Genomic DNA, 24,195 nt, shown 5'->3' with positions numbered 1-24,195 from the left:
ATGTCCTCCTTTCTACTGCACGCTTGCTTTAAATATGGGAAGAGGCCCATTCAGAAGCAGCAATCATTCCTTCTCTCGTTACTTTGTGCCCTGCTTCCTGCTGCAGATAATAAGCCTGCCACGAGGACTCCCTCTCTGGAAGACGCTCATAAAAACGATACGATAATTCGTAGGGTACAACGTCATCTTCTTTCCCGTGCCAAAAAAAGATAGGCTTTGCTTCCACTTTGGCGGGGTCAAGAGAGAGATCATACGCAGCCAGTTTATCCAACAGCTCCTGCTCTTCGCGTTCCGACAGCACCCAGTCAGGTGTTTTCTTCAATGACCGAATCTGTTCTTCGGCCATCGCTTTCCAGGACGGCGATCCCATCAGAATCATGCCTCCATGGATCCACTCGAATGACTTGAGTGCCCCGCATGAAATAATTCCTCCCATGGACGTACCGGAAACGTATACCCGGCCGCTGTCAATCCATTCATATGTAGTCATTTCATTCAGCAGAGCTTCGGTTTCTTCCACCGCCTGCATGACAATATCCCAAAACGCATAGGTTCTTCTGCCGGCATCCATATCGCCCTCACGTTCTCCGTGATAAAGAGCATCCGGAAGCACGACCCGTATTCCCTTTTCTGCCAGATAATAGGCAAAGGAAAGATTCTGTTCTTTGCTGCTGCCAAGGCCGTGCCAAAATAAAACCGTCGGCTGCGGATGATGTTTGTCTGCCTGCTTCGAGATATGCAGGCTGGGAATATCTGCGATTGTTTGCTTTTCGATAGTAATCATGCCATTTCATCCTTTACAGCCGTTATAGTAGTACACTCTGAATATTGTACCCCAGTAAAGCAATCATTGAAAAGACAGAAGCCTTCCATTTCCTTCAATCAGCTTCAGAAACAAAAAAAGACAGCTGCGTGCATTAAGCACTTCGACAGCTGTCCTTCTGTTGCCTATTTTTCATCCTTTTCCTTTGCTGTCCGGAGCGGCTCTTCCTCTTTTTCCTCTGCTTCTTCGTAATGAAGGACAGAGTACTGAGCACCTTCAGAAACCATTTTGTTATCTTCAAAATCCTGCGGATTCGGGTTACCTACAGTTTCATTCAATTCTTTATCTTCTTCTTCTTTTGTTTTGCCGCCTACCTTGGCTGCTGTACGTTTTGATACGTCCTTCACCTGCGCTCTTGTTTCTCCGTCTTTAAGAAAATAAACGGCTGCGCCAACAATCAGTGCTGTCAATACGGTCCATAAAATACTATTTTTCTGCATACAATACGCCTCCTGTTTCGCTCAACTGAATTCAATGCTCTTTTTCGTTATTTCCCAAATCAGTTAATACTAAACCCTTCATCTTTATAGAGAAGAAGAGACGGTAAGCTTTTTTAGTGAAAACTATGGAAGCTGTTATATAAAAAACTGCAGAAATTAATCTGCAGCTTCTTCGTAATTATTTTTTATACAAATCGTTTACGTCCTTTAATGGGTTTTCCATGCCGGAATTCGTTTCCTCATCCCAGGCGAGCATTCCGCCGGCAAAATTATAAACATTTTCAATGCCATTGTCCTGAAAATACTGGGCCGTATGCTGGCTTCTCGAGCCACTTCGGCAGATAAATACGTATGATTCATCTTTTTTAAACTGATCGATCACTTCCGGGACCTGGTTCATCGGAAGAAGAGGTACACCCGGTATATGACGTTCCTCGTATTCGCCCGGCTCTCTTATATCAATCATGATCGGTGTTTTTTTACCGTTATTATATTGCTCTTTCAGCTCGTCTACATCCAGCTGACGGATTCCTTCTAATTCGTAAGCCACTCTTATTCATCCTTTCTATTTTAGCTTTCTGGTTCATTCTACCACCTATCCATTGATTCGTTAAAAGTCTTGTACCTTAGAATAATCCGTGTCTGATACAATAATGTAAGAATAGGAGGCGGTCAGCTTGTATAATGATATTATTTCGCTATTTCCAGAAGCAGTGCCCGAGGAGCAATGGCAGGAAATCAGCCAGCCCGGACACCACCTTTATTACAGACTTCCGGACGGTACACAAATGGCTTTTCCCACTCATTCCCTCTCCACCAGGGAGAAGCAGCTGCTTGAAACTATGCTTGTGCCTGTTTCCCCTGGCGCCCGGGAATATTCCCCGTGGGCGGCCTATCTTCAGGCAAAAAGCGATACGCTTCCCGAGCAGATCCCCAACCCGTTTCGTTTTTTATTTCTTGAAGGCTCCAGCCTTCATCGCTGGAAAAACGATATTTACGATACCCTGCTTGAATATTACCAGCGTGCAGTCATCCTTACCGTCCTCGGGGATGAAAAGCTTCTCGCTGTTATCCCGGATGATGACTCAGACGAGGAGGAAGTGTTTGAGGCCCAGGAATTATCAGGCCTGCTGATGGGCGACACGATGGTCGATGCTTCTGTCTATTACGGAAGGAAGATATACCGCAGCGAAAACATCCGTTTAATTTATCAGCAGGAACAGGAAATGTTTTCTTTTCTTCAGGAGCAGCAGCCCTCCAGGCGTTCCTTTGCCCCCTTTGAAGCACTGCCCTGCATTCATATGGTTGAAAATACCCGGTTCTCTAAAAAAGAATTGCTCCATTATGCTCTCAGCGGCCTCGAGCAGGATGAAGAATTAATGCATACTCTTTATACTTTCTTCCTGGAAAACTTAAACAGCAGCGCCACCGCCAAAAGGCTTCACCTGCACAGAAATACGCTGAAATACCGGCTCGACAAAATAACAGAACGGATCGGCATCGACGTCAAACAGTTTCTGCACGCTGCCCCGCTATTTATGCTGCTTCAAACACAGTACGGCTCGGGTATTGCGTAGGCTATATTTTTTTCACTTTATTGGAGAGCGTACCAATCGCCTCCACATGAACGTCTACCGCATCTCCGTCCTTTAAATACCTAGGCGGATTGAACCCTGAGCCGACACCAGCCGGGGTGCCTGTAGCAATAACATCACCGGGTCTGAGCGTCATGCCTTTGGATAATTGCTCGATCAGCTCTGCAATATCAAAAATAAGGTCCGACATACTTCCGGATTGCCTTTTCTCCCCGTTTACATAAGTTTCCAGCTTCCAATCTGACGGCTCGCCGGAAGGACCGACAGTAACATGCGGGCCGATAGGGCCGTACGTGTCCCCGCTTTTTCCAAGGAAAAACTGCTGGTGACGCCTTTGTACATCCCGGGCAGTAATATCATTGAACAACGTGTAGCCGAATACGTGATCCATTGCATTTTCTTTTGATATCCTCCGTCCGGCTTTTCCAATCACTACCGCTATTTCCCCTTCATAATCCAGAGCGTTTGTAAATGATTCGTCCAATTCTATAATCTCACCATCCGCGATTAACGAGGAAGACGATTTCGTAAACACCAGCGGGGCCTCTGGAGCGTTTTGCGTACCCATTTCCGCAGCATGATCAGCATAATTTTTTCCGATACAGATAATGTTCTGCCCTTCCCTCTTAACCGGCGGAAGTACTTTTACATTTTCCGAAGCATACGTTTTGAATTGATGACGGCTTTCTGCATAATCCTGCCACCGCTCTACAAGCAGGGCTTTTCCGTTGACGGTTTCTTCGAGCCATTTTCTCAAATCCCCGTTTTCCCCAATTTCTAAATCGACATACACATCAAATTCTTCATCGTATCCGGCAAGAAAAGAATGGCCGTTTTGTTCCACTGCTGCAATCCGCATGGTTATTTTCCTCCTTGAATACTATTCTGTCTGCTCAGCTTCAATTGTTACCCCGTCCAGCTTCAGGCTCTCCCCGTCCAGCAGCCGGCTTTGGGCTTCCTCGGCGGGTGACTGCCATTCCTTTTCATACGCTTCTTCAAACTCCACCCGGGAGTGGTTAAAAAACAGGCTGTTTCCAGCTATATAGGGCTCGTACGATTTTAGAAAGGCTTCTTCGTCCGTTACCTGAATATTGACTAGAACATCTCTGCCATCCCACTGATCATTTTTATAATATCCAAAAGCATATACGTTATCGAGTACCGCGTAAGAACCAAGGGGGACAATTGCTTTTGTTTCCTGTGCTTCTTCAAGGCTGTCTGTAGTTATTAATTGTTCTCCCGGCTGCAGACGATCGGCAAAACTAAAGCTTAAATAAAAAAATAATCCCACCATAAAAACAGCGAGCAGCGGGGAAAGCAGCCGTTCTATCCGCTTTGACCGGTTAGCGCCAGCCCGGTGGAGCGCATACGCTGCTGCTGCTCCTATTACTAATGTAACAATGGCGCATATGACATAAAAAACCCATGGAGTTATTGTCCAAATCATTGTCTAACCCTTTCTTTGTACCTTCGTTAAAAATTCCTTTCCTATCGTATCATATCCTCTCTTTCGATCAGAACCAGAGGCTTTTTATCCTCGAACCTATATACGGGTTTAGTTCTATATGAAAGCGGTAATACAAACTTAAATACCTCAGGGGGGATCGTTGATGAATAAACTGCACACCTCACTGGCCGTCTGGGCACTCTTTTTATTCGTTATGGCTCTTGTCCTCCCCTTTACGACAAACGGGGACAGCAACCTGGCTGACTTAATGCACAGCTATACAATCTATGGCTTTTTTTCACTCGTACCAATTATTGTTTACGGCACTATTCTTTCGATCTGTTCAGACTGGATTACCAACCTTTTCTTCAGGCGCCTCCCCGAGGTCTCACTTGTTCTTCACATGATTGGCGGAGCTTTTGTTTATGCTTTTTCCCAGCACTGGAACATCGCACTCATGGGGATTTTCGCCGCTGTTTTATTTTTTACGATCGATCAGCTGTTCGTTCTCTGGCACCGACAGTTTTCCTTTGTGGCCAATGTTCCTTTTGTTCTCAGCTTCAGCAGTGTTCTTCTGATGTTTATCGGCGCTTCGTTTTCCTGAACAAATACAAATATGCTCCGGGGGCTTCTCAGTCCCGGAGCATATTTTTTATGAAGGAGTCACCCGGAAAAGAGGCTGTCCGTATTCTACCAGCTCTCCGTCTTCCACTAAAATCTCGGCGATTTCTCCAGTGACTTCTGCTTCAAGCTCATTCATTAACTTCATTGCCTCTACGATGCAGACGATGGTGTCCGGCTTAATTGCAGCTCCCTTTTCCACATAAACGCCTGCTTCTGGTGAAGGCGAACGGTAAAACGTACCTACCATCGGCGATGTAATTTCATAATAATTGGAATCCACTTCCTGTTTTCTGCTCTCATCCGGTGTTTCTTCTTTTTTCGTTTCTGACTGCTGCGGTGCCGGCTGGGCGGATGGCTGCGGCAAAGGAGCTGTGGTCTGCTGTGCCACAGGGCGCATCGCTGCCTCTTTACGTATAGTAACCTTTTCTTTCATATCATTCCGGATCTCCAGTTCTCCGACTGAGGACTCGTCCACTGCCTGAATGAGCTCTTTAATTTCTTCAATAGAATACATTAGGGTTCTCTCCTCTCAAAAATAAACACTTACACATGCGTTGAATTCAAGAAAAAATGCTGATATTTTTGCTGTTTTCTGGCTTCTTCGGTAAGGACCGCATTCATCACCAGATCGCCAAATATGTTTGCGATATCCTGAAGTGAGTACAGTCCGCTTGATTTGTACCACTTGTATGTCCAGTTCATCATTCCAAATATCGCCATCGACGTAATAGGCACTGGAAGCTCCTTTCGGAACTCGCCTTCCTCAATGCCGTTTTCGACCAATTGAAACATCGTGTTCTTGTATTCATCCCGTTTAGCTTCGAGCCGTTTAAAGTAATCCGCAGACAAATGCTTTCCTTCCTGATAAAACACTGTTACATGCGGACGGTACACTTCAAACATACGGACAAACGAGCGTATCACTTCATATAACCGTTCAGCCGGCGTGTCATATCTGGACTGTACTTCGTCTGCTTTTGTAAGCACATAGGTGATGAAGGATTCGTGAATAGTGTACAAAAGCTCTTCTTTGGACGTAAAATTGTGATAAAAACCGCCTTTGGATGTATGGCTTTGTTTCACAATGCGATCGACGGTGACCGCATGGAAGCCAAATTCTTCAAACAGCTCTAACGCTGCATCCGTAATCCGCTTTTTTGTCGATCTGGTCGCCATCGATCCTTCCGCCTTCCTATATGCTAGACACTGTTTTCTTCTTCCATAATAGAATGGGTGTCCAAAAAGTTTGTAGTAAAGTTTCCGGAAATGAAATCTTCATGGTTCAAAAGCTTCAGGTGAAACGGGATCGTCGTATCGACTCCGTCTACGACAAATTCAAGCAGTGCCCGCTTCATCCGGGCAATCACTTCTTCCCTGTTTTTTCCGCGCACGATCAGCTTGGCTACCATTGAATCGTAGTAGGGAGAAATTTTAAATCCTGTATACATCGCACTGTCCACCCGTACACCGAGTCCGCCAGGAGGCAGATAAAGTTCAAGCTTTCCGGGAGAAGGCCTGAAATTTTTTGCCGGACTTTCTGCATTGATTCTGCATTCCATCGCCCATCCTTCAATTTCAATTTCTTCCTGCTTCACCTGCAGTTCATGGCCGGCAGCTGCATAAATTTGTTCTTTAATTAAATCAACACCGGTCACTTCTTCTGTCACAGGGTGCTCAACCTGAATTCTCGTATTCATCTCCATAAAATAAAACTTTTTATGTGCATCCAAGAGGAATTCCACTGTGCCTGCCCCGCAGTAATCCACTGCTTTTGCAGCCTGTACGGCAGCTTCCCCCATTGCCTTTCTCGTCTCTTCATCGAGCGCCGGCGACGGGGCCTCTTCTACAAGCTTCTGGTGGCGTCTCTGGATCGAACAGTCTCTTTCTCCTAGATGGATAACGTTTCCATGACTGTCTGCCATAACCTGGATTTCAATGTGCCTTGGCTCCACGACCAGCTTCTCCATATAAACTCCGGCGTCCCCAAAGGAGCTTTCAGCTTCCTGGCGGGCCATCTGGATGCACTTGTCCAGGTCTTCAGCGGTTTGAGCTGCCCGCATTCCTTTTCCACCGCCGCCGGCAGTAGCCTTGATCATCACAGGATAACCGATATCCTCTGCGAGTGCGTGAACGTCTGTGTTTTCATCAAGCAATCCGTTGCTTCCCGGGACCACCGGCACCCCTGCATCTCTCATTGTTTCTCTCGCTACGTCCTTTGTTCCCATCCGGCGGATAGCTTCTGGAGAAGGACCGATAAACGTAATGTCATGATCTGCACAGATCTCGGCAAATTCAGCGTTCTCTGCTAAAAAGCCGTACCCTGGATGAATAGCCTCCGCTCCTGTCTTTAAAGCAGTGGAAATTAAATTAGTCATCTTTAAGTAGCTTTCGGAGGAAGCGTACGGCCCCACACAGTAAGCTTCGTCTGCCATATGAACATGCAGGGCATCTCTATCTGCTTCTGAATATACGGCTACAGTCTCAATTCCAAGTTCCCGGCAGGCTCTTATAATGCGAACTGCAATCTCGCCGCGGTTGGCTATTAATATTCGTTTAAACATACTTCGTTCCTCTCTTTCTGTAAACAACCAGCGGCTGATTTCCGGCCCCGCTGACGATCTATCTCGAAAACCCTTGATATGTAAGGATTTTTCATAATTATGCTACCCTTCATTTTATTCCTTTTGTCAATTCTTCTCAACAATTTTTTTAAAACTTTTCTTTTCTTTCCGTTAAGCATACATAATTCCCGTCGTTTTGTCTGGTATAATGTATGTTTAAAGAGAAAAGGAGCGGGTTGTTTTGACCAACACCATAACTGCGTATGTGGAAGATGAATATTCTGTTTTAGCGGACGTTATCATGTGCGAACCCAGGCATATGGCTATTAAGGAAGTAATAAACGAAATGCAGAAGCAGTACGCTTCCACTGATATTGATATAGAAAAAGCAGTATTACAGCATAACCAGCTTACGGCTGTCATTCAGGAATTCGGAGCTTCTGTGCATTTTCTGCCCGCCTCCGCCTCTCTGCCCGAGCAGGTCTTCACCCGGGATATTGGTTTTGTGGTTGATGATCAATTAATTGTATCAAATATGGGTACTTCTATTCGCTCAGGAGAAACCACGGCATTAGCAGACTGGTACGAACAGCGTTACGGGGAATGCACCCATTTAAAAAGCGGCACCATCGAAGGCGGCGACGTTATGCTTTCGGAAAAGCTTCTTTTTATCGGCCAAAGCTCCCGGACATCTAAAGAAGGCCTCGACGAACTTCAGAAGGCTTGTCCTGATAAGCGGATTATTCCGGTTCATTTTGACAACCGCCATCTGCATCTGGACTGTATCTTTAATATCTTGGACAGCTCTATTGCTATTGCTTATGAACCGGCCTTTGAAACGGAGAGCCTGGAAACAGTCAAACAGTTTTTTAATATTATTTCTGTACCAGAAGCGGAACAGAGCCGGCTGGGGACTAATGTATTCTCCCTCGGACGCCGCCATGTTATATCACTGCCGGAAAATATGCATGTTAACAAACAATTACGGGAATATGGTTTTATAGTTCATGAAGTTTCCTACGATGAAATTATTAAATCCGGGGGCTCTTTCAGATGTACTACTCTCCCTTTAAGACGGGAGAGAAAAAATCACCAATAAGGAAGGGAATGTGGAACAATGATCATGTCTGCAGAAGAAATCCAAAATGAACTGAGCAATCTGCCAAACTGGAATAGCGACGGGGACAGGGCCATTGTACGGGAATATAAATTTTCTGATTACCTGAATGGTATTGAATTTGTTAAAGAAGTGGCAGCGCATGCAGAGAATGTGCAGCATCATCCTAAAATCACCATTGATCACACGCAGGTTACTATTTCCTTTACCACGGTAGATCAGGGCGGCGTTACTGAAAAAGATTTCAATACTGCAAAAGAAGTGGAACGACTCGCTGAAGACGTTCAGTAAGTCGCGGATTTTTTTAATAGCTTGTAAAAGACAGCTGCCGGATAAAAAACCTGGCCGCTGTCCTGTTTCCTATGACCATTGAACAGAGCAGCTGCGTCCTGGGCAGCTGCTCTTTTTAGTCTAATAGGAATGTCTTTTTTCTACTGTGCCATCCTTTTTGTAAATAATGGCTTCTGTACCTTTCTTTTCTGCCACTTCTTTTGCACGTTCGATAGCTTCTGATTTGCTGCCATAGACTATATCCGGTTTTTTCGCACTTTTTGCCCGTACAGCCCAGCCGTCTTCATGTGCTTCTACCAGCTCCGCCTTTTCCATCAGTTCCGGGTCAGAACTGCTTTCTTCCCCGTCCCGGGATTTCGGATCTTCCTCCTCCATGAATTCGGTCACTTCTTCTTTAGAAGCATTGCTGTACCATTCTTTTGCCTGCTCAGTCGCGATTGGAATGGCACGGCCTTCATCGTACCCGTCGTCGAGCATCGAATTAGCAATATCGATTGCTTTTTTCTTTACCGGCTTGTCTAAGTTTTTTAAGGATGAAGGATAGTCATTCATGGTCCAGGGCATGTTTTTTTCCTCCTCGTTATTTTTTATTACTTTTCTCTTCCCGCATCATATGCATATAAAAACAGGATTTCACCCAAAAGCCATCTCTTTAATGCCTGCAGGCGCCAATTTCTTTCCGGTAATTTATAAGAGAAACTGTTTAGGGCTCTAAAAAGCAGGGTACGAGAGAGTTAGACACTATTATATGATCCGCACGCCCTGGTGCTCTGCTATGAATCATGGTACCATTTATTAGGCTGTAGGATTAATCGCATTTATTGTAAGGAGGAATGGTGAATCATGGGTATGATCGGTGGCATAGCTCTACTAATCATCGCAATAGCTTTTGCAGTATTAGTTATTTTCTTGGCACGCGTCTTAAGCAACCTCACTAAAACATTGAATGGGGTGAACGAAACAGTAGACAAACTGCCGGAGCAACTCGACCAGGTGATGAATCAATCGGAGCTGATTTTACATAACAGCAACGAAACGATTCTGGATGTAAATGAAAAGCTCCACTCGTTGAGTCCGCTGTTTTATATTGTAGGTGACGCTGGAGAAGCTTCGAGAAAGCTCACTTCAAGCCTTGTTGATATGACAGCAGGCATGAAACGAAGCTCCACCGAGGGTAAAGGCAAAGTGAATGAGCAGGCTCTTGGCGGCCTTTACGGCAGCCTTGCTTTAGGATACTATATGTACCAGAAGCGCCAGGCCATTAAGGACTGGAAAGAGGAGAATACAGGAAATGCATAAAAAGAGCCTATGGTCGGGGGTTGCTGCGGGGTACGCTGTGTCAGTGCTTGCCAGTCTGCTCACCGCTCCGAAAAGCGGAAAAGATTACCGCCGCAAAGTATCTTCCGGAGCAGGCACTGTCCAGCAGACACCTGCAAGGATAAAAGGGAAGGCGAATGCCCGTTCCGACAAGCTGTACGAATCCGGAAAGATCCGGTATGAACTGCTTCACGGAAAACTCGATAATATCCGTCTGGAAGCCCGTATCAAAGGTGCATCAAGTATGCAGTATCAATCAATGCAAAAACCAGCTGATAAATAAAATCAGCTGGTTTTCTTTTATTTTTTTATTCGCTTCCATCCTTTTTTCAGCGGCGGCAGCGAAAGCTCTCCACGTTCAAAAACATTTTTAATAATAAATTCGCTGTAGTGCACCGCCTGCTGATAAGATACCCGGCCTGGAAGCGGTGGCTGCATATCCACGACGCAATCAATAACTACCGGCCTCGTGGCAAGTACTGCTTTTTGCAGTGCCTCATGAAGCTCGGTCTTTGTGCTGGCACGGTAGCCTTCACCGCCGCATGCTTTGGCAAATGCCGCAAAGTTCATCCCACTGATGTCTGTTTCTGTATCCAGATGACCCATTTGCTGCTGCTCGTATTCAATCATTCCAATCTTTTCATTATTAAATATGACACAAATCATTGGAAGTCTGTACTTTACAGCAGTGGCAAAATCCTGCATTCCCATAGCAAAACCACCGTCTCCGGCAAGCATGACTGTCTGCTTTTCAGGCCAGGCCGCTTTGGCGGCAATCGCGCCAGGAAGGCCGCAGCCCATCGTAGCCATCCATCCGGAGATCACAAACTCCTGTTTTTTCAGCTTTAAATAGCGCGTAGCCCATACGGTGACATTTCCGACATCGACAGAGACTACCGCGTCTTCCTCCAAAAACTGCTGTACTTCATGAATCACCTGCGGAGGCTGCAGCCTATCAGTCTCTTCTGTCATATCTTTATCAAGCTCGTCCCACCACTTCTTTCTTTTATCTTTATATTTCTGCATAAAGGAGGATGGTTCCCGGCGTTCAAGATTTTCCGTATACCATTGAAGCACTGGACCGAGTTCAGAGACCAGACCTACCGTTACAGGATAGTATTTCCCTATCGCTCTGGGGTCGATATCAATTTGAATTGCTTTGGTATTTTTCGGCATAAACTCCCGATAAGGAAAAGAGGTGCCGGCCAGAATTATCAAATCGGCTTCCTGCACCGCTTCGTATGCTGGTGTCGTTCCAATCTGGCCGTTTTGTCCCAGGCTGTGCTCATGCTCGTCCGGCACGACACCCTTTGCAAGCAGTGTAGACACCAATGGTGCCTGGATATGTTCAGCAAACATCAGCAGTTCGTCAGTGCTGTACCTGGCACCTTTTCCCGCCAGTATCACCGGCTTCTGCGCATCGTGCAGCAGCCTGGCAGCCTCCACCATGTCTTCCTTTTCCGGGCGGATCCTCGGCTTCGCAAGCACTCCGGAAGATATCGGGAGTTCACGTTTTATTTCTGCAGCCGAAATATCATCCGGGATAACGAGTACCGATACTCCTTTTTCTGTGTAGGCCGTACGTATCGCCTGATGCAGCATATCGGGAAGCTGTTCAGCACTCTGAACACGCTCGTTGAATACACTGACGTCAGCAAACATCTGATTCAGCTGGATTTCCTGAAAGTTATCTGTGCCGATGATTGTCGTGTCCACCTGGCCGACCAGGGCAAGCACCGGCACTTTATCTCTTTTCGCGTCATACAGCCCGTTTAATAGGTGAACTCCTCCAGGCCCCGCAATCGAAGAACAAACACCCAGCTTTCCCGTCAGCTTCGCATACGCAGCTGCGGCAAGAGCGCCCGTTTCTTCATGACGAATCTGGATATACTTCATCCCGTCTTCGTCTTTGCGCAATTCTTCTATCAACTCATTGATGGAATCCCCCGGCATGCCGTATAGATGGTTTACGCCCCATTCTTTAAGTATTTCGACCACTTTATTTCCCGCTGTTTGATTGCTCATCCTGCCTGCTCCTCCTGTTTTCACGAATTTTCATATTTCCTTACTTCTCTACCCCTCTTCTTATTTACTTCAAACCTTTGAACCATTGCCCTTCCCTATAGAAAAAGCCTCTCCCATATCGGGAAAGGCTTAGCGGTTATCCACCGGCTCAGGGTATAAATCGTGCTGAAACAGCCTGTTTTCTGCAAGCTGCTCGTACTTAGTCCCGGCTCTGCCGTAGTTTACAAATGGATCAATTGAAATGCCGCCACGAGGGGTAAATTTGCCCCATATCTCCAGATAGCGGGGATTCATCAATTCTACCAGATCATTTACAATCGTATTGATTGAATCTTCATGAAAGCCCCCGTGATTTCGGAAGCTGAATAAATACAATTTCAGCGATTTGCTTTCCACCATTTTTTCGTCCGGAATGTAGCTGATATACAGCGTGCCAAAATCCGGCTGTCCTGTTTTCGGGCAGAGGGTGGTAAATTCCGGACAGTTAAATTTCACAAAATAATCCCGGTATGGGTGGGTGTTTTCAAATACTTCAAGCAGAGAAGGATCGTATTCAAATGTATACGCCGTTTTTTCGCTTCCCAGCTGATCCAGTTGTTCAATATCTTCTCTTTCCGGCATTTCTGTTTTTCCTCCTTATACTCCCTGTTTATTTCCCCAGAGCAGCGTATGCAGCTGCGGCAGCACCCGCACCCCGTTTAAACGTTCCTCCTGCAGGACCTTTTCTGTAAGCCATTCGTATTTAGCGAGGAGATGGTCTCTCAGCTCTTCTACCTCCGGTGTTACGGTATCGTCATTTCCTACCTGCAGATACATTGTTACGGCAGGATAACGCTCATGTACTTCCATCGCATAATCCAGATCGCCTTCATCAAAAACGACCACCTTCAGACTGACTTCTTTTTCCCTGCGTGGACGCAGTTCTCCCATATAATAATCCAGCCTGGCCCAATCCGTTTTCATCAGCGAACTCGGCGGCTTCGGGGAAACTGTTACTTCATCGATTTCCTTCACCCAGTCATTCCAGATTGAGCCCTGCGTTTCAATCGCTGTCTCGATGCCCTGCTCCTGCAAAAGCGCTACAAGCTCTCCGAGACCGGGATGCATTGCAGGATTGCCTCCGGAAATAGTGACATGGTTGAAGCTTCTGCCGCCGGCTTCTTTTAACTTTTCATAAATGGCTTCCGCACTCATCGCCACGGCTTTTTGTGAACCATCCCATGTAAAGGCGGAATCACACCAGGAGCACCGGTAGTCACAGCCACCGGTGCGTACAAACATTGTTTTCCGCCCGATGACCATGCCTTCGCCCTGGATTGTCGGACCGAATATTTCCAGTACAGGTGTTGGTTTCATTTAAGCAAAGTCCCCCTCTTTGGGCCGGAAGACCGCATAGCTTGTCGGGGTCTCCCTGACGAGTACCTGCAGGCATTTAGGTGTATTCGGCGTTTCATCGAGCTTCTGCTGCACTGTTTTCCAGATCACCTGGGCGACTACTTCTGTCGTCGGGTAGGCAGCCTCGGTTTCCTCACTGGCAAACTCCGGATGGTCATTCAGCAGCGTATGGTCATAGCGTTTATGGATCCATTTTTTTAAAACGGTAAAATCAATTAAAAACCCGTTCCGGTTCAATTCATCGCCGGCCACTGTCACGTTGATTGTATAGGTGTGTCCATGCACCCGGCGGCACTTTCCCGCGTCTTCGGAGGGAATATAGTGTGCCGCACTTAGATGCATGTCCTTGTTTAATTCGTACCGATAGTCGTGCGGCCACTGTGGGTAATACGAATAAATCATAATCCTTTCCTTTCTTTTTGTTCCATATATTGCTCGTAGCCTGCACGGCGCAGTTTACAGGCTGGGCATTCCCCGCAGCCGTCCCCCGGTATGCCGTGATAGCAGGTGAGCGTTTCGTCCTTCACATACTCAAGCCTTCCGAGCCGGTCGGCAAGCTCCCAGGTTTCTTTTTTATCGAGCCACATTAAAGGTGTATGCAGCACAAACTCTTTGCCAATAGCCAGATTTAACGAGACATTCAATGATTTCACAAATACATCCCGGCAGTCCGGATACCCGCTGTAATCTGTCTCACATACGCCTGTCACAATGTGCTTTGCCTTTTTCTGCGAAGCAAGAATCGTCGCAAAAGAAAAGAACAACAGGTTTCTCCCCTCTACAAACGTAGAAGGAAGCTCCCCGTCCTCTCCTGCCTCCACGTCAATATCATCGCGAGTCAGCGCGTTCGGTGCCAGCTGGCTTAAGAGCCCCATATCCAGCACATGATGCTCCACATTTATATCCTCAGCAATTCGCTTTGCTACTTCTATTTCTTCATCGTGCCGCTGTCCGTAAGAAAAAGTTACGGCAATGACCTCTTCAAATTGTTCCAGTGCCCAGAACAAACAAGTAGTACTGTCCTGTCCCCCACTAAAAACAACGACCGCTTTATCATTTTGAAAACCCAATTGTTATTCCCTCTTTCCACCAAAACATTTCACAGCGCTCCCATTATAACATCTTTTTTCACCTGTGCCTCTGCTCACGCTTACCTCGAAAAAACCCGTGAACAGTAAAGGTCACGAGTCGTTTGAATCGTTATTTCTCATTTTAACTATGTATGGCTCAGCATTATTCGTTTTCCTGATCCAAAAAGGCGTGACTTCCCATCGCATTCCGCTGTCCCTGGTATTTGCCCGCATAAGGCGCTCCGGCCTTTTGATCCATCTCAGCAAAAACAAGCTGGGCAAGCCGCCTTCCGGACGTTAAACGAATCGGCAGGCGGTTGGCGTTGTAGAGCTCAAGTGTGATCTCCCCTTCAAACCCCGGGTCCACCCAGCCTGCATTTTGAATAAAGAGTCCCATCCGCCCGATAGAGCTTCTTCCTTCTACAAAGGCCGTAATGTGCTGAGGAAGTCTGATGTATTCCTTTGTGGTCGCAAGCAGAAACGAATGCGGGGGGATAATTACCTGATCGCTTTCAAATTCTACATACTTAGCGGGCCGGTCCAGTTGAATGGATTCGATAGCGTTCTCGTCGATTTTCAGAAAATGAGTGCCCAGACGAATGTCCACCGATGCCGGCTGAATCTGGTGGTCCTCTAATGGATCGATACTAAGATCGCCCTGTGCCATCATTGAGCGGATTGTTTGATCGGAAAGTATCAACAGCTCTGCCTCCTTTTCGTTTCTTTTCTTTCCCAGTATAAAGAACAATGCAAAAAAACGCCAACACCGTGACAACCGGCAATAGCTTTTCCTGATCTATCATGCCATGAAAAAGCACCCCTCAGGCGGAGCCCAAAGGATGCTGATATAAGTCTTTATTCAAATTCAAGCTCTAATTTATAGCCTTGCTCGAATAATACCTTGCCATCTTTATATTCGCTCATCAATTCTTTATAAGCCCCTGTCCATTCCTTAAAAGCTTTTTCGTCATGCATATCCAGGGAGTCATCAATTTTGCGCAGAAGCCGCTCTCTGTTAAATTCAAACACAGCGTACTCCATCATCATTTGAGCATATAGAGACTGAAGAATCTGCCTTGAAGGTCTTCTTCCATTTTGGATTGGTTTCACTTTTTTCATAAAGTGCTGTTCATGAGTTGGATGTAACATATTCGCCGAACCCCCTGTTCTTATTGCAGCACCCGCCGGGCGCTGATCTTTTTTAAAGCGGGCGACGCGCGCATGGCCTCCCAATGCCTCTCTATTGATTGCCAATAATTTTGTGTGTACTGCACTATACCCATCTTTAACGCCAATAAAACTAATTGTCCGACAACTCCGTGAAGAATAACAATTTATTGTATCCGCTTACATAATATCATTATAGACCATTTTCCAGAAAAATTCGAGTTATACAGTTGAAAAAATTCAGTGCAGACGAAAAATTCTGTTGAAAAACGGGAACGTATATTCGTATAATAGATTTAACCAGTAACGAAGGGAGAGAACAGAAATGGTTATGACAGAAAAAGAGCATATCGTTATCCATTACGCTGTTCTCCTTCCTATTGTGAAAAAAGTACTGGCGCTCGATACGAAGGCGCTTAAATCTTCTGATGTTCGTCTCCAGGAGCCCTACGAACGCTTATTCCAACAAGCTTCCAATGCTCTTCAGCACGATCTCTATCAGCTTCGCCTCTACATGGAAAAAAAGAATATACAGGTCGTTTTTGAAGAAAATGACGGTGTTTTCACGCACTACGTGTACTATCTTAACGGCGGCTCGGGTCGGACTTCCCATTTAAATGTTAATTTAAAAAAGCAGACCGAGCGCTGTCTTCATCTGTATTTCTCCGGCCGTTCCGCTTTAACAGATGATGAAGTCCTGCATCCGGCTTCTGTTTGACAAATCATGGCTGCGGCGGTACATTAACGATACCATTACAGGAAAATGACCCCAAGCTTCGGAAAAAGGAGAAAGCCGTGTGAAAAAACAATTTGCCATTATCGGTCTCGGACGGTTCGGTGTCAGCGTCAGTACAGAATTGTACAAGCTCGGTCATGACGTACTGGCCATTGACAATAATGAAGAAAAACTCGACGACATTACCAATCATTCTACGTACAGCGCCGTCGCCGACGGCACAGATGAAAAAGAGCTGAGAAACCTAGGGATTACAAATTTTGATCACGTGATTGTCGCTATTGGTGATGATCTTCAGGCAAGCATTTTATGCACTCTTTTACTAAAGGAGATGGATATCCCTTCGGTCTGGGTAAAAGCACAGAACTTTCACCATCATAAGGTTCTCGATAAAATTGGGGCAGATAAGATTATCCACCCGGAGCATGACATGGGCAACCGTATTGCCCAGCACCTCGTCTCTGACCGTGTCATCGACTATATCGAACTCTCCGCAGAGTATTCTATTATAGAAATTACCGCACCGGCGTCCATGCATAAAAAGACGCTGGCCCAGCTCGATATCCGGGCCAAATACGGCGTCACCGTTCTGGGCATTCGCCGCGGAAAAGACGTTAATATATCTCCAACAGCCCAGGATCGTCTTTATAAAGAAGACGTACTTATTGCTATCGGCCACAATAACGACCTGCGGCGGTTTGAAGAAACAAACTAACCTTTATTTAGGCCATGAAAGAAGCAGCAGTCCCATATCCACGGGCTGCTGCTTTATTATGTATAATTAGTTTCCTGGATGATTAACGAATGTCACCGTGACCGGGGCAAGCACGATGATATCTTTTCTTAAGAAAAAGAAATCGGCGGCTGGTTTTTTGCCGTTGACGCTGCAAACAGGCCATGAAGCATTTCCTTGTTCGCTGTGATGTCTTTGACCGTATACTTATCGAGCACCGACAAATACGCTTTCAGTGCCTCTCCCAAAATACCCTGGAGCCGGCATCTGCCTGCTAAAATGCACTGGTTCGATTCCGGATCAAAGCATTCCACGAGCGTCAGATTATCTTCTGTCTGCCTTACAATCCAGCCAACATTGATTTCCTCCGGTTCTTTGGCCAGACGAATTCCTCCGTTTCTGCCCTTCACCGTGTGAATGACGCCAAGCTTCGACAGCTCATGCCCGACCTTTGTCAGATGGTTGTATGAAATGGAGTATGCAGTTGATATTTGCTTAATACTATGCAGGGACTCGTCTTCATCATGAGCAGCCAGGTACATTACCATCCGTAATGCATAATCCGTATAGGTTGTTAACTGCAAAGCCCTCGCTCCTTTTCATCCAGGATAGTGTTAGTTTATCACAACCCGTAAATGTTAATCTAATTAACTGCCCACAAAAAAAGAAGAGACAGCGCCTCCCCTTTTTCATCATTCTTTTGGAAAAACCTGCCCTTAAATACTCTGGATGAGTGACGAAGCTACCGTGAAATAAATCAGCAGGCTGATAATATCGGTGAGCGTTGTAATAAAAGGTCCTGAAGCAATGGCAGGATCGAGCTTAAGCTTGTTGATTACAAGCGGCACAAGCGTACCGATAACGCTTGCGACTCCCAGTGAAACCATAATGGAAAAACCAACAATAATTCCTATCAGGGGCTCCCCGTAAAAAAGATACAATAATATCGTAATTACAATACCTGAGGCGATCCCAATCATAATACCCGTGGAAAATTCCCGGCTGATCGTCCGCCACAGCCCTTTTCGTTCGATGTTTCCCGTGGCAAGCGCACGCACGGATACAGCAAGCGACTGCGTGCCCGTGTTTCCGGCCGATCCCATAATCATCGGAATAAACGCTGCAAGCAAAACGACACTCTCGAGCGTGCTTTCAAACCAGCCAATCACCTGGGCGGTAAACAGCCCTAAAAACATCAGCAGAATAATCCAGGGAGCGCGGAGTCTTGCTGCTTTAAAGGCGTTAACGCTCACGTCTGTCGAGCCACGGGAGCCGGAGATTTCTCCAATGTCCTCTGATGCTTCTTCCGCAAGTACATCAAGCGCATCATCCACCGTTACAATTCCGACAAGCCTGCCTTCACTGTCTATAACAGGCGTTGCCAGAAAATCATACTTCTGTATCAGCTGGGCGACCTCTTCCTGGTCGTCCTCTACATGCACAGATACGACCCGGCTGCTCATCACTTCGGCCACGGTCCGGTCTGAGTCCGCTACAATCAAATCGCGGATCGATGCTACTCCGGCCAGCTTATCCCGCTCGTCAACTACATACAGATAATAGATCATTTCTGCGTCGGGCCCTTCCCGTCGCAGCTGTTCAATGACTGCATCAATCGTATCCGCTGCTTTAATTGACACAAATTCCTTTGTCATAATGGCCCCGGCCGTTTTCTCTTCATAGGCCAGCAATTCCCGTACGTCGTTGGCATCCTCCTGGTCCATCGCCTGCAGAATATGGGTCATCTGCCTTGGCTCAAGCTCTCCCAGAAAGTCAGCGACATCATCAGCATACATATTGTTGTATACTTCAGCAGCATACTGGTCGTTCAGCTGCAGAGCTACCTCTTTTTGAACTTCAGGTTCAAAGCTGTCAAACACTTCGGCAAATTCTTCCGGAGACAAAAATTCGTAAACCACTGACCGTTCTTCATCAAGCTCGAGAAACACTTCTGCCTGGTCCGCAGGATGCAGATCTAAAAATAATTCACGAAACGCTTCTATGCGCTCCTGCTGCAACGACTCCGCTATTAGTTCCACGAACTCTTCGCGTGCCTGTTCGTTTAATTTCTCCATCCTCTTTCCTCCTCTCCAGGCCAGGCAGCTGCACTTCTTCCGCCTGACACTTATTTCAAACAAAAAAACGCCTTCCATCGCTGGGAAGACGTGCATAATCAGCCAGTCATCGTATATGCCCGTTCTGTTCCCCTTCGTCGAGCTTTAGCACTGCATAGCATAAAAATGTATTATCCAGCTTCATTAGAAAACACCTTAATTCGATGGATTCTGTTGACCCATTGGCGTCTTTAGACATTTTTGGGCAGAAGCCTATATCTACACAGGAGCCTCACCTAACGAGATTATAATTAGCAGTAACGTTGAATATAACGTTACGCTCTCTTTTTGTCAACGCAGGGAGCAAGCTTTCCTACTGGACATCTTCCCTTTTCTGCCGATATAAAGATAGAGATTTTGACTTTTACAGATAGGACGGTCAATTATGCGGAGCGTATACTTGTTTTTTATGATCACTTTCCTGCTCACATGCTTCCTATCTCTCGGCGGCCTCTTTTATTATTATTACACTATAACTGCCGGACAAAAAGAGAAGATCACCTCAGAAACAGCGCCGGAAGAACCTACTACCGTTTCCGGACCACAGATTATTCTAATAGCGGGTACAGATAAAGAAGAAACAGCTTCCCGTGCTGATGTTATTATGATTATCTCTGTCCATTCCGGCAATGAATCCACGCTGCTTTTTAATATTCCGCGAGACACCAGGGTGTCTATTCCAGGAAGAGAAGGCACGGATAAAATAAATCACGCTTACAGCTATGGTGGGATGCCTTTACTAAAAAAAACAGCGGAAGAGTTTCTCGACACCTCCATTGACTTTACGGTCGAAGCCGATATGGAAGGATTCCAGGAGGTCGTTGATGCTTACGGCGGAGTTACAGTTCAAAACGATTTGGAATTCGTCAAAGATGAAGGAGAGCCCTTCACCTACACGAGGGGGGATCTGCACTTAAATGGCGATCAGGCCCTGTACTACGTCCGTATGCGCAAGCAGGATCCGCGGGGTGATTTAGGAAGGAATTCCCGCCAGCAGCAGGTGCTCGAAGCGCTGCTTGAGAAAGCAAAGAGTCCGGCTACACTTCAGAAAGCGGAAGAACTGCTTTACGCCCTCGGTGATCACATCCACACGGATATGACATTTCAGGATATCCGCAGTTTTTCTTATCACTATACTCCTGCCCTCGCCCAGATACAGACGACTGAAATTCAGGGAGCTTCCGCTGAAGAGAATGGGATAAGCTATTATCTCGTCCCTTCGGAAGAACAGGAGAAAGCACAGCTGCGCCTCGAGCGTCATCAGGCAGGCGAAAGCTACTGACCTCCACCGGTTCAGTATTTTTATTCCTGAAGGGCCTCACTTCGTTTCCAAATAAGAAAGGAAACCGCATTGTATCCGGCATGGGCAGCTGCAGCCCCCCAGAGCGTTCCCTGCCATAAAAACAGGCTGCCAAGCAGCAGTCCCAGAGCGAAAATCCATGCATGAATCAGCTGCTGGCCGGCATATTGAGGCACATGCACCAGCATGAAAATAAATGAAGCAGCACACAAAGCAAAGATATCCGGAAGTACAAGAACCAGCGTTCCCAGCACTGCTGCCCGAAACAGTATTTCTTCTGACACCGCCGCTCCGGCTGTCACAGCCCAAAAGCTCCCCCGGCGGCGGATCAGTTCTTTTAAGAGATCGGTATATGCATTGTCCGGCACAGAAAACCACTGCTTTTTGTATGCCCCCCAGGCGAAAAACCCTGCTGCTATTCCCGTACAGGCTCCGGTAAAGCTATCGGCGGCAGCCGTATTAAATGGAAACAAGCCGCTTATGTACATCAGGGTCTCCCCCTGAAACACAGCAGCAATAATAACAATACCCACTGCAAACAGCAGAAAAAAGTTTAACCATAGGGCGCCTCCGGAAATTCGGGGGCCTGAACTGTTTATCATGGCTGCTTCCTCCTACGGTCATTATGTAAAAACAGCCGGCTCTGGACAGCCGGCTGTTTGCTTATCTTCTTATAATTCGTTAAGTGCTGCAACAATTTCCTGATCGCCGCTGATCAGATCAAACTTTTTGCGGATAGTACCTGGCGTATCCAAGGATGCCGCGATCACCTTTGCCACATCCGCACGTGGAATTTCACCCTTTTCATTCAGCTTTTGTTTTAATTCCACTGTGCCGCTTGGATCGTCATTTGTCAGCATTCCCGGCCTTACAATAGTATAGTCAAGACCGCTTTCTTCAAGGTAGTCATCAGCTACACGTTTAGCAATGAAGTAATGGCGCATTTTTTCCGGGCCGTTCTCCGGTTCATCCGTGTTCATCGAACTTACCTGGATGAAGCGTTTCACTCCGTGGGCCTTGGAGGCTTCTACCGATTTTCTCGAGCCCCACAAGTCGATAATAGTGGTCTTATCCGGTCCTGTGTGACCGCCTGACCCAGCAGCGAAGACGGCTGCATCTTTACCGGCAAAAGCATCGGAAATATCTCCTTCCAGATCACGGACTATCGTTTCGTCCGCCCCCAGGCTCTTCAATTCTTCTGATTGTTCTTCTTTTCTAATTAACGCCGTTACATGGTGATCCGTTTCCTTCAATTCCTCCACCAGGTGGCGTGCAATTTTTCCGTTCGCTCCGATTACCAGTACGTTCATTGTAAATCCTCCTTCGATTAACATTCCATGGTGATATTCCCATAACCACCATAAAATAAACACAGCTGCCTCCCCCCTTTTGCTTCGGCCCGTCAATATATACGGTGAAAGGAGGTGAGAAACATGGCTCAATTAACAAAAACCAATCTTTCTTTTGAGTTTTATTTAGGCCCCGGCGAAGACGGCAGCGGCGAATACAAACGAAAAACATTCCGCAATATCAATCCTGAGATTTCAGACGACGATCTGCAGGAAATTGCGGATGGCATTGCTGTTCTCCAGCCTCACGTCGTGCAAAGTGTACAGCGCAACAATGAGTACAACATGCAGGCCCCGGCTCCGTCGTTGTAAAGCCGGCAGTAATTTCAGACACAGGAGGTGAAGATGATGAGCAAACAACTGCAGCTGCGTTTTGAAAGTGATTTCGGCAAAGCTACTACCCTTTCTATCGAAGAGCCGGCAGAACCGGTGGATGAAACGGCGGTAGAAGCATTAATGGACACCATTATTGCTAAGGAAGCCTTTTTCACAAGCGACGGTATCGTCACTAAAAAAGTGTACGCAAGAGTCGTGGAACGAAATGTAGACACTATCTGGGAAACCAATTAACCCGATTCCCTCAGCCCATTAGGCTGAGGGATTCTTCACAAAGGAGGATTTTTCATGGAGGAATGGATACAGCTGGCCGGAGACCAGGGAGCGGCTGTCGTTCTTGCCTTTTTTCTTGTTTACCGGATGGAACGCAAACTGGATACGCTCATCTGGACCGTGCAAAGGCAGAGCGAACAGCTTTTCTTATCTTCGAAAAGAGCCAAACCACCAAAGGATTCCGTGCATATTAAAAAACCATAAACAAAAGCCAGCCGGGTTACGGCTGGCTTTTACTGATTTTTGTGGTGGGCAAAGAAGTAATTTTTTGAATGATAGCGGACACTCATTACGATGCCTAAAATAAACATGGTTCCGACAAGCGAGCTTCCTCCATAGCTGAGAAGCGGCAGTGTAAAACCAGTAACCGGGAGAAGGCCAAGGCTTTGCCCGATATTTTGAAATATCTGAAAAGCAAACAATCCAATCACGCCTGCACAGATATACTTGCCGTAAGCGTTATGTGACCGCATGCTGATCAGAAGAATCTGATACAGAAGCACAAAATAAAGAGTGATGACCATAGCACCGCCCAGAAAACCGTGCACAGAGCCGATAACGGCAAAAATGAAATCCGTGTGGGCCTCCGGAATGTACACCTGATCCCCGTCATTGCCAAATAATCTTCCGGAGCCGATAGCAGTCAATGCTCTTGCTGTTTGAAAACCGGCGTCCTGATTCTCAAATGGGTTCAGCCATCCCTGGATCCTGCTCACCTGATAAGGATCCATATTGGAAAATACAAACCGCTCCATCAAATTAGGAAACTGGAAAAAAGAAATAACAAACCCAAGGATTGCTAAAAGTGGGCCCCCAATAGCTACTGCCAATATTTTATAGGAAATACCCGAGACCACCAAAAGAGAAACGAAAATAGCTCCTACGAGCATAACACTCCCTATGTCCGGCTGTACTGCTAAAAGTAGGACGACAGGAAGGGTCGGCAGAAACATCTTCCCTATAAGTATGAAATCAGAGCGCATGTTTTTGCTTCCACTGTACTCGGTATGGTGATTATAAATGATGGCACTGAGCGTCAAAATCAGAAAAATCCTCATAAATTCTGCCGGCTGAAACTGTCCAAGCCCCGGTATTACATACCATGACTGTGCACCATTAATCACCGGAGCAATGCTTGACGGTGCGACCAGCAGCCCTGCTAAAAGAGCCAGTCCAAAAGAATATAAGAACCAGTGCAGTACCAGATAATACTCAAAATCAAAATGTACAACGACCATCATAATGGCAAAAGCCAGCACGAAAAAGATAATCTGCTGGACCATAAAATTGCCTTCGTATTGTTCGAGCTGCTGAGCCTGAAAAATATAGAAACAGCTGACTACTGCGAACAAAAACAATACAAACATCATATTGATATCATACTGTCTTTCTTCAGTCGATTGATGTAAACTCATGGAAGCATGTCCCCATTATATAAAATTTCGAACGCACGCTGTCTGGCGCCGCTGTTAACATCATACC

At 46.4% G+C, this 24,195-nt stretch carries 33 protein-coding genes and 1 riboswitch; of the genes, 12 read left to right on the top strand and 21 right to left on the bottom strand.

The window, feature by feature from the left end:
- Window positions 1-28: 28 nt before the first annotated feature.
- From SIC45_RS04030 to SIC45_RS04020, 3 genes are all read right to left on the bottom strand, one after another.
- Window positions 29-784, bottom strand: a complete 756-nt coding sequence (locus SIC45_RS04030; protein ID WP_319631150.1) for an alpha/beta fold hydrolase — start codon at window positions 782-784, stop codon at window positions 29-31.
- Between the two features lie 164 nt (window positions 785-948).
- Window positions 949-1,263 carry a hypothetical protein gene (locus SIC45_RS04025; RefSeq protein ID WP_022793220.1) on the bottom strand — a complete coding sequence of 105 codons (315 nt, stop codon included), beginning with the start codon at window positions 1,261-1,263 and terminating at the stop codon, window positions 949-951.
- A gap of 178 nt (window positions 1,264-1,441) precedes the next feature.
- A complete protein-coding gene (locus tag SIC45_RS04020; protein ID WP_022793219.1) occupies window positions 1,442-1,813 on the bottom strand; it encodes a rhodanese-like domain-containing protein in 372 nt (123 codons plus the stop codon).
- Window positions 1,814-1,940: 127 nt separating this feature from the next.
- Between SIC45_RS04020 and SIC45_RS04015 the strand changes: the two genes are divergently transcribed.
- On the top strand, window positions 1,941-2,840 hold the full coding sequence (locus tag SIC45_RS04015; protein ID WP_319631149.1) for a PucR family transcriptional regulator: 900 nt from the start codon (window positions 1,941-1,943) through the stop codon (window positions 2,838-2,840).
- A gap of 1 nt (window position 2,841) precedes the next feature.
- Here SIC45_RS04015 and SIC45_RS04010 read toward each other — a convergent pair whose 3' ends face one another.
- Both SIC45_RS04010 and SIC45_RS04005 read right to left on the bottom strand, forming a co-directional pair.
- The gene (locus SIC45_RS04010) at window positions 2,842-3,717 is read right to left on the bottom strand and encodes a fumarylacetoacetate hydrolase family protein (RefSeq protein ID WP_319631148.1); all 876 of its coding nucleotides are present in this window, start codon (window positions 3,715-3,717) and stop codon (window positions 2,842-2,844) included.
- A 21-nt stretch (window positions 3,718-3,738) separates the two neighbouring features.
- Complete coding sequence (locus SIC45_RS04005; protein WP_319631147.1) at window positions 3,739-4,305, bottom strand: hypothetical protein; 567 nt, start codon at window positions 4,303-4,305, stop codon at window positions 3,739-3,741.
- Between the two features lie 163 nt (window positions 4,306-4,468).
- Here SIC45_RS04005 and SIC45_RS04000 point away from each other — a divergent pair, with 163 nt between their 5' ends.
- The gene (locus tag SIC45_RS04000; protein WP_298783688.1) at window positions 4,469-4,909 is read left to right on the top strand and encodes a hypothetical protein; all 441 of its coding nucleotides are present in this window, start codon (window positions 4,469-4,471) and stop codon (window positions 4,907-4,909) included.
- Window positions 4,910-4,957: 48 nt separating this feature from the next.
- Here SIC45_RS04000 and accB read toward each other — a convergent pair whose 3' ends face one another.
- The 3 genes from accB to accC are packed head-to-tail and all read right to left on the bottom strand — an operon-like array spanning window position 4,958 to window position 7,490.
- A complete protein-coding gene (gene accB / locus SIC45_RS03995) occupies window positions 4,958-5,443 on the bottom strand; it encodes an acetyl-CoA carboxylase biotin carboxyl carrier protein (protein WP_319631146.1) in 486 nt (161 codons plus the stop codon).
- A 29-nt stretch (window positions 5,444-5,472) separates the two neighbouring features.
- Window positions 5,473-6,105: a TetR/AcrR family transcriptional regulator gene (locus SIC45_RS03990; RefSeq protein ID WP_319631145.1), complete on the bottom strand. Its 633-nt coding sequence runs from the start codon at window positions 6,103-6,105 to the stop codon at window positions 5,473-5,475.
- A gap of 23 nt (window positions 6,106-6,128) precedes the next feature.
- A complete protein-coding gene (gene accC, locus SIC45_RS03985; RefSeq protein ID WP_298783681.1) occupies window positions 6,129-7,490 on the bottom strand; it encodes an acetyl-CoA carboxylase biotin carboxylase subunit in 1,362 nt (453 codons plus the stop codon).
- A gap of 241 nt (window positions 7,491-7,731) precedes the next feature.
- On the opposite strand from accC, the gene SIC45_RS03980 reads away from it, so the two are divergent.
- Both SIC45_RS03980 and SIC45_RS03975 read left to right on the top strand, forming a co-directional pair.
- A complete protein-coding gene (locus SIC45_RS03980; RefSeq protein ID WP_319631144.1) occupies window positions 7,732-8,589 on the top strand; it encodes a dimethylarginine dimethylaminohydrolase family protein in 858 nt (285 codons plus the stop codon).
- Window positions 8,590-8,613: 24 nt separating this feature from the next.
- Entirely contained in the window at window positions 8,614-8,898 is a 285-nt protein-coding gene (locus SIC45_RS03975; protein ID WP_319631143.1) for a 4a-hydroxytetrahydrobiopterin dehydratase, read from the top strand.
- 120 nt (window positions 8,899-9,018) lie between these two features.
- Here SIC45_RS03975 and SIC45_RS03970 read toward each other — a convergent pair whose 3' ends face one another.
- Window positions 9,019-9,462: a DUF2188 domain-containing protein gene (locus tag SIC45_RS03970; protein ID WP_319631142.1), complete on the bottom strand. Its 444-nt coding sequence runs from the start codon at window positions 9,460-9,462 to the stop codon at window positions 9,019-9,021.
- 279 nt (window positions 9,463-9,741) lie between these two features.
- Between SIC45_RS03970 and SIC45_RS03965 the strand changes: the two genes are divergently transcribed.
- Window positions 9,742-10,197 (top strand): DUF948 domain-containing protein, encoded by a 456-nt coding sequence (locus tag SIC45_RS03965; RefSeq protein ID WP_298783674.1) that lies wholly within the window; start codon window positions 9,742-9,744, stop codon window positions 10,195-10,197.
- The gene (locus SIC45_RS03960) at window positions 10,190-10,498 is read left to right on the top strand and encodes a YtxH domain-containing protein (RefSeq protein ID WP_319631141.1); all 309 of its coding nucleotides are present in this window, start codon (window positions 10,190-10,192) and stop codon (window positions 10,496-10,498) included. The genes SIC45_RS03965 and SIC45_RS03960 overlap by 8 nt, the downstream gene beginning before the upstream one ends.
- Before the next feature lie 17 nt (window positions 10,499-10,515).
- On the opposite strand, the gene SIC45_RS03955 is transcribed toward SIC45_RS03960, so the two are convergent.
- The 7 genes from SIC45_RS03955 to SIC45_RS03925 all read right to left on the bottom strand — a co-directional run bounded on the left by SIC45_RS03955 (window position 10,516) and on the right by SIC45_RS03925 (window position 15,854).
- Window positions 10,516-12,240, bottom strand: coding sequence for a pyruvate oxidase (locus tag SIC45_RS03955; RefSeq protein ID WP_319631140.1), 1,725 nt, complete (start codon window positions 12,238-12,240; stop codon window positions 10,516-10,518).
- A 129-nt stretch (window positions 12,241-12,369) separates the two neighbouring features.
- Window positions 12,370-12,861, bottom strand: coding sequence for a preQ(1) synthase (queF, locus tag SIC45_RS03950; RefSeq protein WP_298783668.1), 492 nt, complete (start codon window positions 12,859-12,861; stop codon window positions 12,370-12,372).
- A gap of 15 nt (window positions 12,862-12,876) precedes the next feature.
- Entirely contained in the window at window positions 12,877-13,596 is a 720-nt protein-coding gene (gene queE / locus SIC45_RS03945; RefSeq protein ID WP_319631139.1) for a 7-carboxy-7-deazaguanine synthase QueE, read from the bottom strand.
- The gene (gene queD, locus SIC45_RS03940) at window positions 13,597-14,037 is read right to left on the bottom strand and encodes a 6-carboxytetrahydropterin synthase QueD (RefSeq protein WP_319631138.1); all 441 of its coding nucleotides are present in this window, start codon (window positions 14,035-14,037) and stop codon (window positions 13,597-13,599) included.
- On the bottom strand, window positions 14,034-14,705 hold the full coding sequence (gene queC / locus SIC45_RS03935; RefSeq protein WP_319631137.1) for a 7-cyano-7-deazaguanine synthase QueC: 672 nt from the start codon (window positions 14,703-14,705) through the stop codon (window positions 14,034-14,036). Before queC ends, queD begins: the two co-directional genes overlap by 4 nt.
- A gap of 163 nt (window positions 14,706-14,868) precedes the next feature.
- A complete protein-coding gene (gene dcd / locus SIC45_RS03930) occupies window positions 14,869-15,405 on the bottom strand; it encodes a dCTP deaminase (RefSeq protein WP_298783660.1) in 537 nt (178 codons plus the stop codon).
- Window positions 15,406-15,560: 155 nt separating this feature from the next.
- Entirely contained in the window at window positions 15,561-15,854 is a 294-nt protein-coding gene (locus tag SIC45_RS03925; RefSeq protein ID WP_319631136.1) for an IDEAL domain-containing protein, read from the bottom strand.
- A gap of 343 nt (window positions 15,855-16,197) precedes the next feature.
- Here SIC45_RS03925 and SIC45_RS03920 point away from each other — a divergent pair, with 343 nt between their 5' ends.
- Together SIC45_RS03920 and SIC45_RS03915 are read left to right on the top strand one after the other, a co-directional pair.
- Entirely contained in the window at window positions 16,198-16,590 is a 393-nt protein-coding gene (locus SIC45_RS03920; RefSeq protein ID WP_319631135.1) for a hypothetical protein, read from the top strand.
- Between the two features lie 79 nt (window positions 16,591-16,669).
- Window positions 16,670-17,323, top strand: a complete 654-nt coding sequence (locus SIC45_RS03915) for a potassium channel family protein (protein ID WP_298783654.1) — start codon at window positions 16,670-16,672, stop codon at window positions 17,321-17,323.
- 128 nt (window positions 17,324-17,451) lie between these two features.
- Here the strand turns inward: SIC45_RS03915 and SIC45_RS03910 are convergent, their stop codons facing one another.
- Both SIC45_RS03910 and mgtE read right to left on the bottom strand, forming a co-directional pair.
- A complete protein-coding gene (locus SIC45_RS03910; RefSeq protein WP_298783652.1) occupies window positions 17,452-17,925 on the bottom strand; it encodes an RrF2 family transcriptional regulator in 474 nt (157 codons plus the stop codon).
- 132 nt (window positions 17,926-18,057) lie between these two features.
- A complete protein-coding gene (gene mgtE, locus SIC45_RS03905; protein WP_319631134.1) occupies window positions 18,058-19,416 on the bottom strand; it encodes a magnesium transporter in 1,359 nt (452 codons plus the stop codon).
- A 122-nt stretch (window positions 19,417-19,538) separates the two neighbouring features.
- A riboswitch (M-box (ykoK) riboswitch) is annotated at window positions 19,539-19,706 on the bottom strand.
- A 134-nt stretch (window positions 19,707-19,840) separates the two neighbouring features.
- On the opposite strand from mgtE, the gene SIC45_RS03900 reads away from it, so the two are divergent.
- Window positions 19,841-20,737 (top strand): LCP family protein, encoded by an 897-nt coding sequence (locus tag SIC45_RS03900; RefSeq protein ID WP_319631133.1) that lies wholly within the window; start codon window positions 19,841-19,843, stop codon window positions 20,735-20,737.
- A 20-nt stretch (window positions 20,738-20,757) separates the two neighbouring features.
- Here the strand turns inward: SIC45_RS03900 and SIC45_RS03895 are convergent, their stop codons facing one another.
- The gene (locus SIC45_RS03895; protein ID WP_319631132.1) at window positions 20,758-21,357 is read right to left on the bottom strand and encodes a type II CAAX prenyl endopeptidase Rce1 family protein; all 600 of its coding nucleotides are present in this window, start codon (window positions 21,355-21,357) and stop codon (window positions 20,758-20,760) included.
- A gap of 69 nt (window positions 21,358-21,426) precedes the next feature.
- A complete protein-coding gene (locus SIC45_RS03890) occupies window positions 21,427-22,065 on the bottom strand; it encodes an SDR family oxidoreductase (protein ID WP_298783643.1) in 639 nt (212 codons plus the stop codon).
- Between the two features lie 123 nt (window positions 22,066-22,188).
- Between SIC45_RS03890 and SIC45_RS03885 the strand changes: the two genes are divergently transcribed.
- Genes SIC45_RS03885 through SIC45_RS03875 form a run of 3 tightly spaced genes read left to right on the top strand, consistent with a single transcriptional unit; the run spans window position 22,189 to window position 22,917 of the window.
- The gene (locus SIC45_RS03885; RefSeq protein WP_319631131.1) at window positions 22,189-22,416 is read left to right on the top strand and encodes a DUF1659 domain-containing protein; all 228 of its coding nucleotides are present in this window, start codon (window positions 22,189-22,191) and stop codon (window positions 22,414-22,416) included.
- Window positions 22,417-22,452: 36 nt separating this feature from the next.
- Window positions 22,453-22,674: a DUF2922 domain-containing protein gene (locus SIC45_RS03880; RefSeq protein WP_298783638.1), complete on the top strand. Its 222-nt coding sequence runs from the start codon at window positions 22,453-22,455 to the stop codon at window positions 22,672-22,674.
- A 54-nt stretch (window positions 22,675-22,728) separates the two neighbouring features.
- Window positions 22,729-22,917 carry a hypothetical protein gene (locus tag SIC45_RS03875; protein WP_319631130.1) on the top strand — a complete coding sequence of 63 codons (189 nt, stop codon included), beginning with the start codon at window positions 22,729-22,731 and terminating at the stop codon, window positions 22,915-22,917.
- A gap of 29 nt (window positions 22,918-22,946) precedes the next feature.
- Here SIC45_RS03875 and SIC45_RS03870 read toward each other — a convergent pair whose 3' ends face one another.
- Entirely contained in the window at window positions 22,947-24,128 is a 1,182-nt protein-coding gene (locus SIC45_RS03870) for an FtsW/RodA/SpoVE family cell cycle protein (RefSeq protein WP_319631129.1), read from the bottom strand.
- Window positions 24,129-24,195 lie beyond the last annotated feature (67 nt).

It is taken from the genome of Marinococcus sp. PL1-022 (genome assembly GCF_033845285.1).
GTDB lineage: Bacteria > Bacillota > Bacilli > Bacillales > Marinococcaceae > Marinococcus.
Note: the sequence above shows the minus strand (reverse complement) of the source record. Positions and strands in the feature narration are given on the sequence as shown.

What these genes read in the sequence shown, in the direction of transcription:
- SIC45_RS04030 (WP_319631150.1), bottom strand. Translation starts at nt 784, where the DNA reads ATGATTACTATCGAAAAGCAAACAATCGCAGATATTCCCAGCCTGCAT.
- SIC45_RS04025 (WP_022793220.1), bottom strand. Translation starts at nt 1,263, where the DNA reads ATGCAGAAAAATAGTATTTTATGGACCGTATTGACAGCACTGATTGTT.
- SIC45_RS04010 (WP_319631148.1), bottom strand. Translation starts at nt 3,717, where the DNA reads ATGCGGATTGCAGCAGTGGAACAAAACGGCCATTCTTTTCTTGCCGGA.
- SIC45_RS04005 (WP_319631147.1), bottom strand. Translation starts at nt 4,305, where the DNA reads ATGATTTGGACAATAACTCCATGGGTTTTTTATGTCATATGCGCCATT.
- SIC45_RS04000 (WP_298783688.1), top strand. Translation starts at nt 4,469, where the DNA reads ATGAATAAACTGCACACCTCACTGGCCGTCTGGGCACTCTTTTTATTC.
- accB (WP_319631146.1), bottom strand. Translation starts at nt 5,443, where the DNA reads ATGTATTCTATTGAAGAAATTAAAGAGCTCATTCAGGCAGTGGACGAG.
- SIC45_RS03990 (WP_319631145.1), bottom strand. Translation starts at nt 6,105, where the DNA reads ATGGCGACCAGATCGACAAAAAAGCGGATTACGGATGCAGCGTTAGAG.
- accC (WP_298783681.1), bottom strand. Translation starts at nt 7,490, where the DNA reads ATGTTTAAACGAATATTAATAGCCAACCGCGGCGAGATTGCAGTTCGC.
- SIC45_RS03975 (WP_319631143.1), top strand. Translation starts at nt 8,614, where the DNA reads ATGTCTGCAGAAGAAATCCAAAATGAACTGAGCAATCTGCCAAACTGG.
- SIC45_RS03970 (WP_319631142.1), bottom strand. Translation starts at nt 9,462, where the DNA reads ATGCCCTGGACCATGAATGACTATCCTTCATCCTTAAAAAACTTAGAC.
- SIC45_RS03965 (WP_298783674.1), top strand. Translation starts at nt 9,742, where the DNA reads ATGGGTATGATCGGTGGCATAGCTCTACTAATCATCGCAATAGCTTTT.
- SIC45_RS03960 (WP_319631141.1), top strand. Translation starts at nt 10,190, where the DNA reads ATGCATAAAAAGAGCCTATGGTCGGGGGTTGCTGCGGGGTACGCTGTG.
- SIC45_RS03955 (WP_319631140.1), bottom strand. Translation starts at nt 12,240, where the DNA reads ATGAGCAATCAAACAGCGGGAAATAAAGTGGTCGAAATACTTAAAGAA.
- queF (WP_298783668.1), bottom strand. Translation starts at nt 12,861, where the DNA reads ATGCCGGAAAGAGAAGATATTGAACAACTGGATCAGCTGGGAAGCGAA.
- queE (WP_319631139.1), bottom strand. Translation starts at nt 13,596, where the DNA reads ATGAAACCAACACCTGTACTGGAAATATTCGGTCCGACAATCCAGGGC.
- queD (WP_319631138.1), bottom strand. Translation starts at nt 14,037, where the DNA reads ATGATTTATTCGTATTACCCACAGTGGCCGCACGACTATCGGTACGAA.
- SIC45_RS03925 (WP_319631136.1), bottom strand. Translation starts at nt 15,854, where the DNA reads ATGTTACATCCAACTCATGAACAGCACTTTATGAAAAAAGTGAAACCA.
- SIC45_RS03920 (WP_319631135.1), top strand. Translation starts at nt 16,198, where the DNA reads ATGGTTATGACAGAAAAAGAGCATATCGTTATCCATTACGCTGTTCTC.
- mgtE (WP_319631134.1), bottom strand. Translation starts at nt 19,416, where the DNA reads ATGGAGAAATTAAACGAACAGGCACGCGAAGAGTTCGTGGAACTAATA.
- SIC45_RS03900 (WP_319631133.1), top strand. Translation starts at nt 19,841, where the DNA reads ATGCGGAGCGTATACTTGTTTTTTATGATCACTTTCCTGCTCACATGC.
- SIC45_RS03895 (WP_319631132.1), bottom strand. Translation starts at nt 21,357, where the DNA reads ATGATAAACAGTTCAGGCCCCCGAATTTCCGGAGGCGCCCTATGGTTA.
- SIC45_RS03890 (WP_298783643.1), bottom strand. Translation starts at nt 22,065, where the DNA reads ATGAACGTACTGGTAATCGGAGCGAACGGAAAAATTGCACGCCACCTG.
- SIC45_RS03885 (WP_319631131.1), top strand. Translation starts at nt 22,189, where the DNA reads ATGGCTCAATTAACAAAAACCAATCTTTCTTTTGAGTTTTATTTAGGC.
- SIC45_RS03880 (WP_298783638.1), top strand. Translation starts at nt 22,453, where the DNA reads ATGAGCAAACAACTGCAGCTGCGTTTTGAAAGTGATTTCGGCAAAGCT.
- SIC45_RS03875 (WP_319631130.1), top strand. Translation starts at nt 22,729, where the DNA reads ATGGAGGAATGGATACAGCTGGCCGGAGACCAGGGAGCGGCTGTCGTT.
- SIC45_RS03870 (WP_319631129.1), bottom strand. Translation starts at nt 24,128, where the DNA reads ATGAGTTTACATCAATCGACTGAAGAAAGACAGTATGATATCAATATG.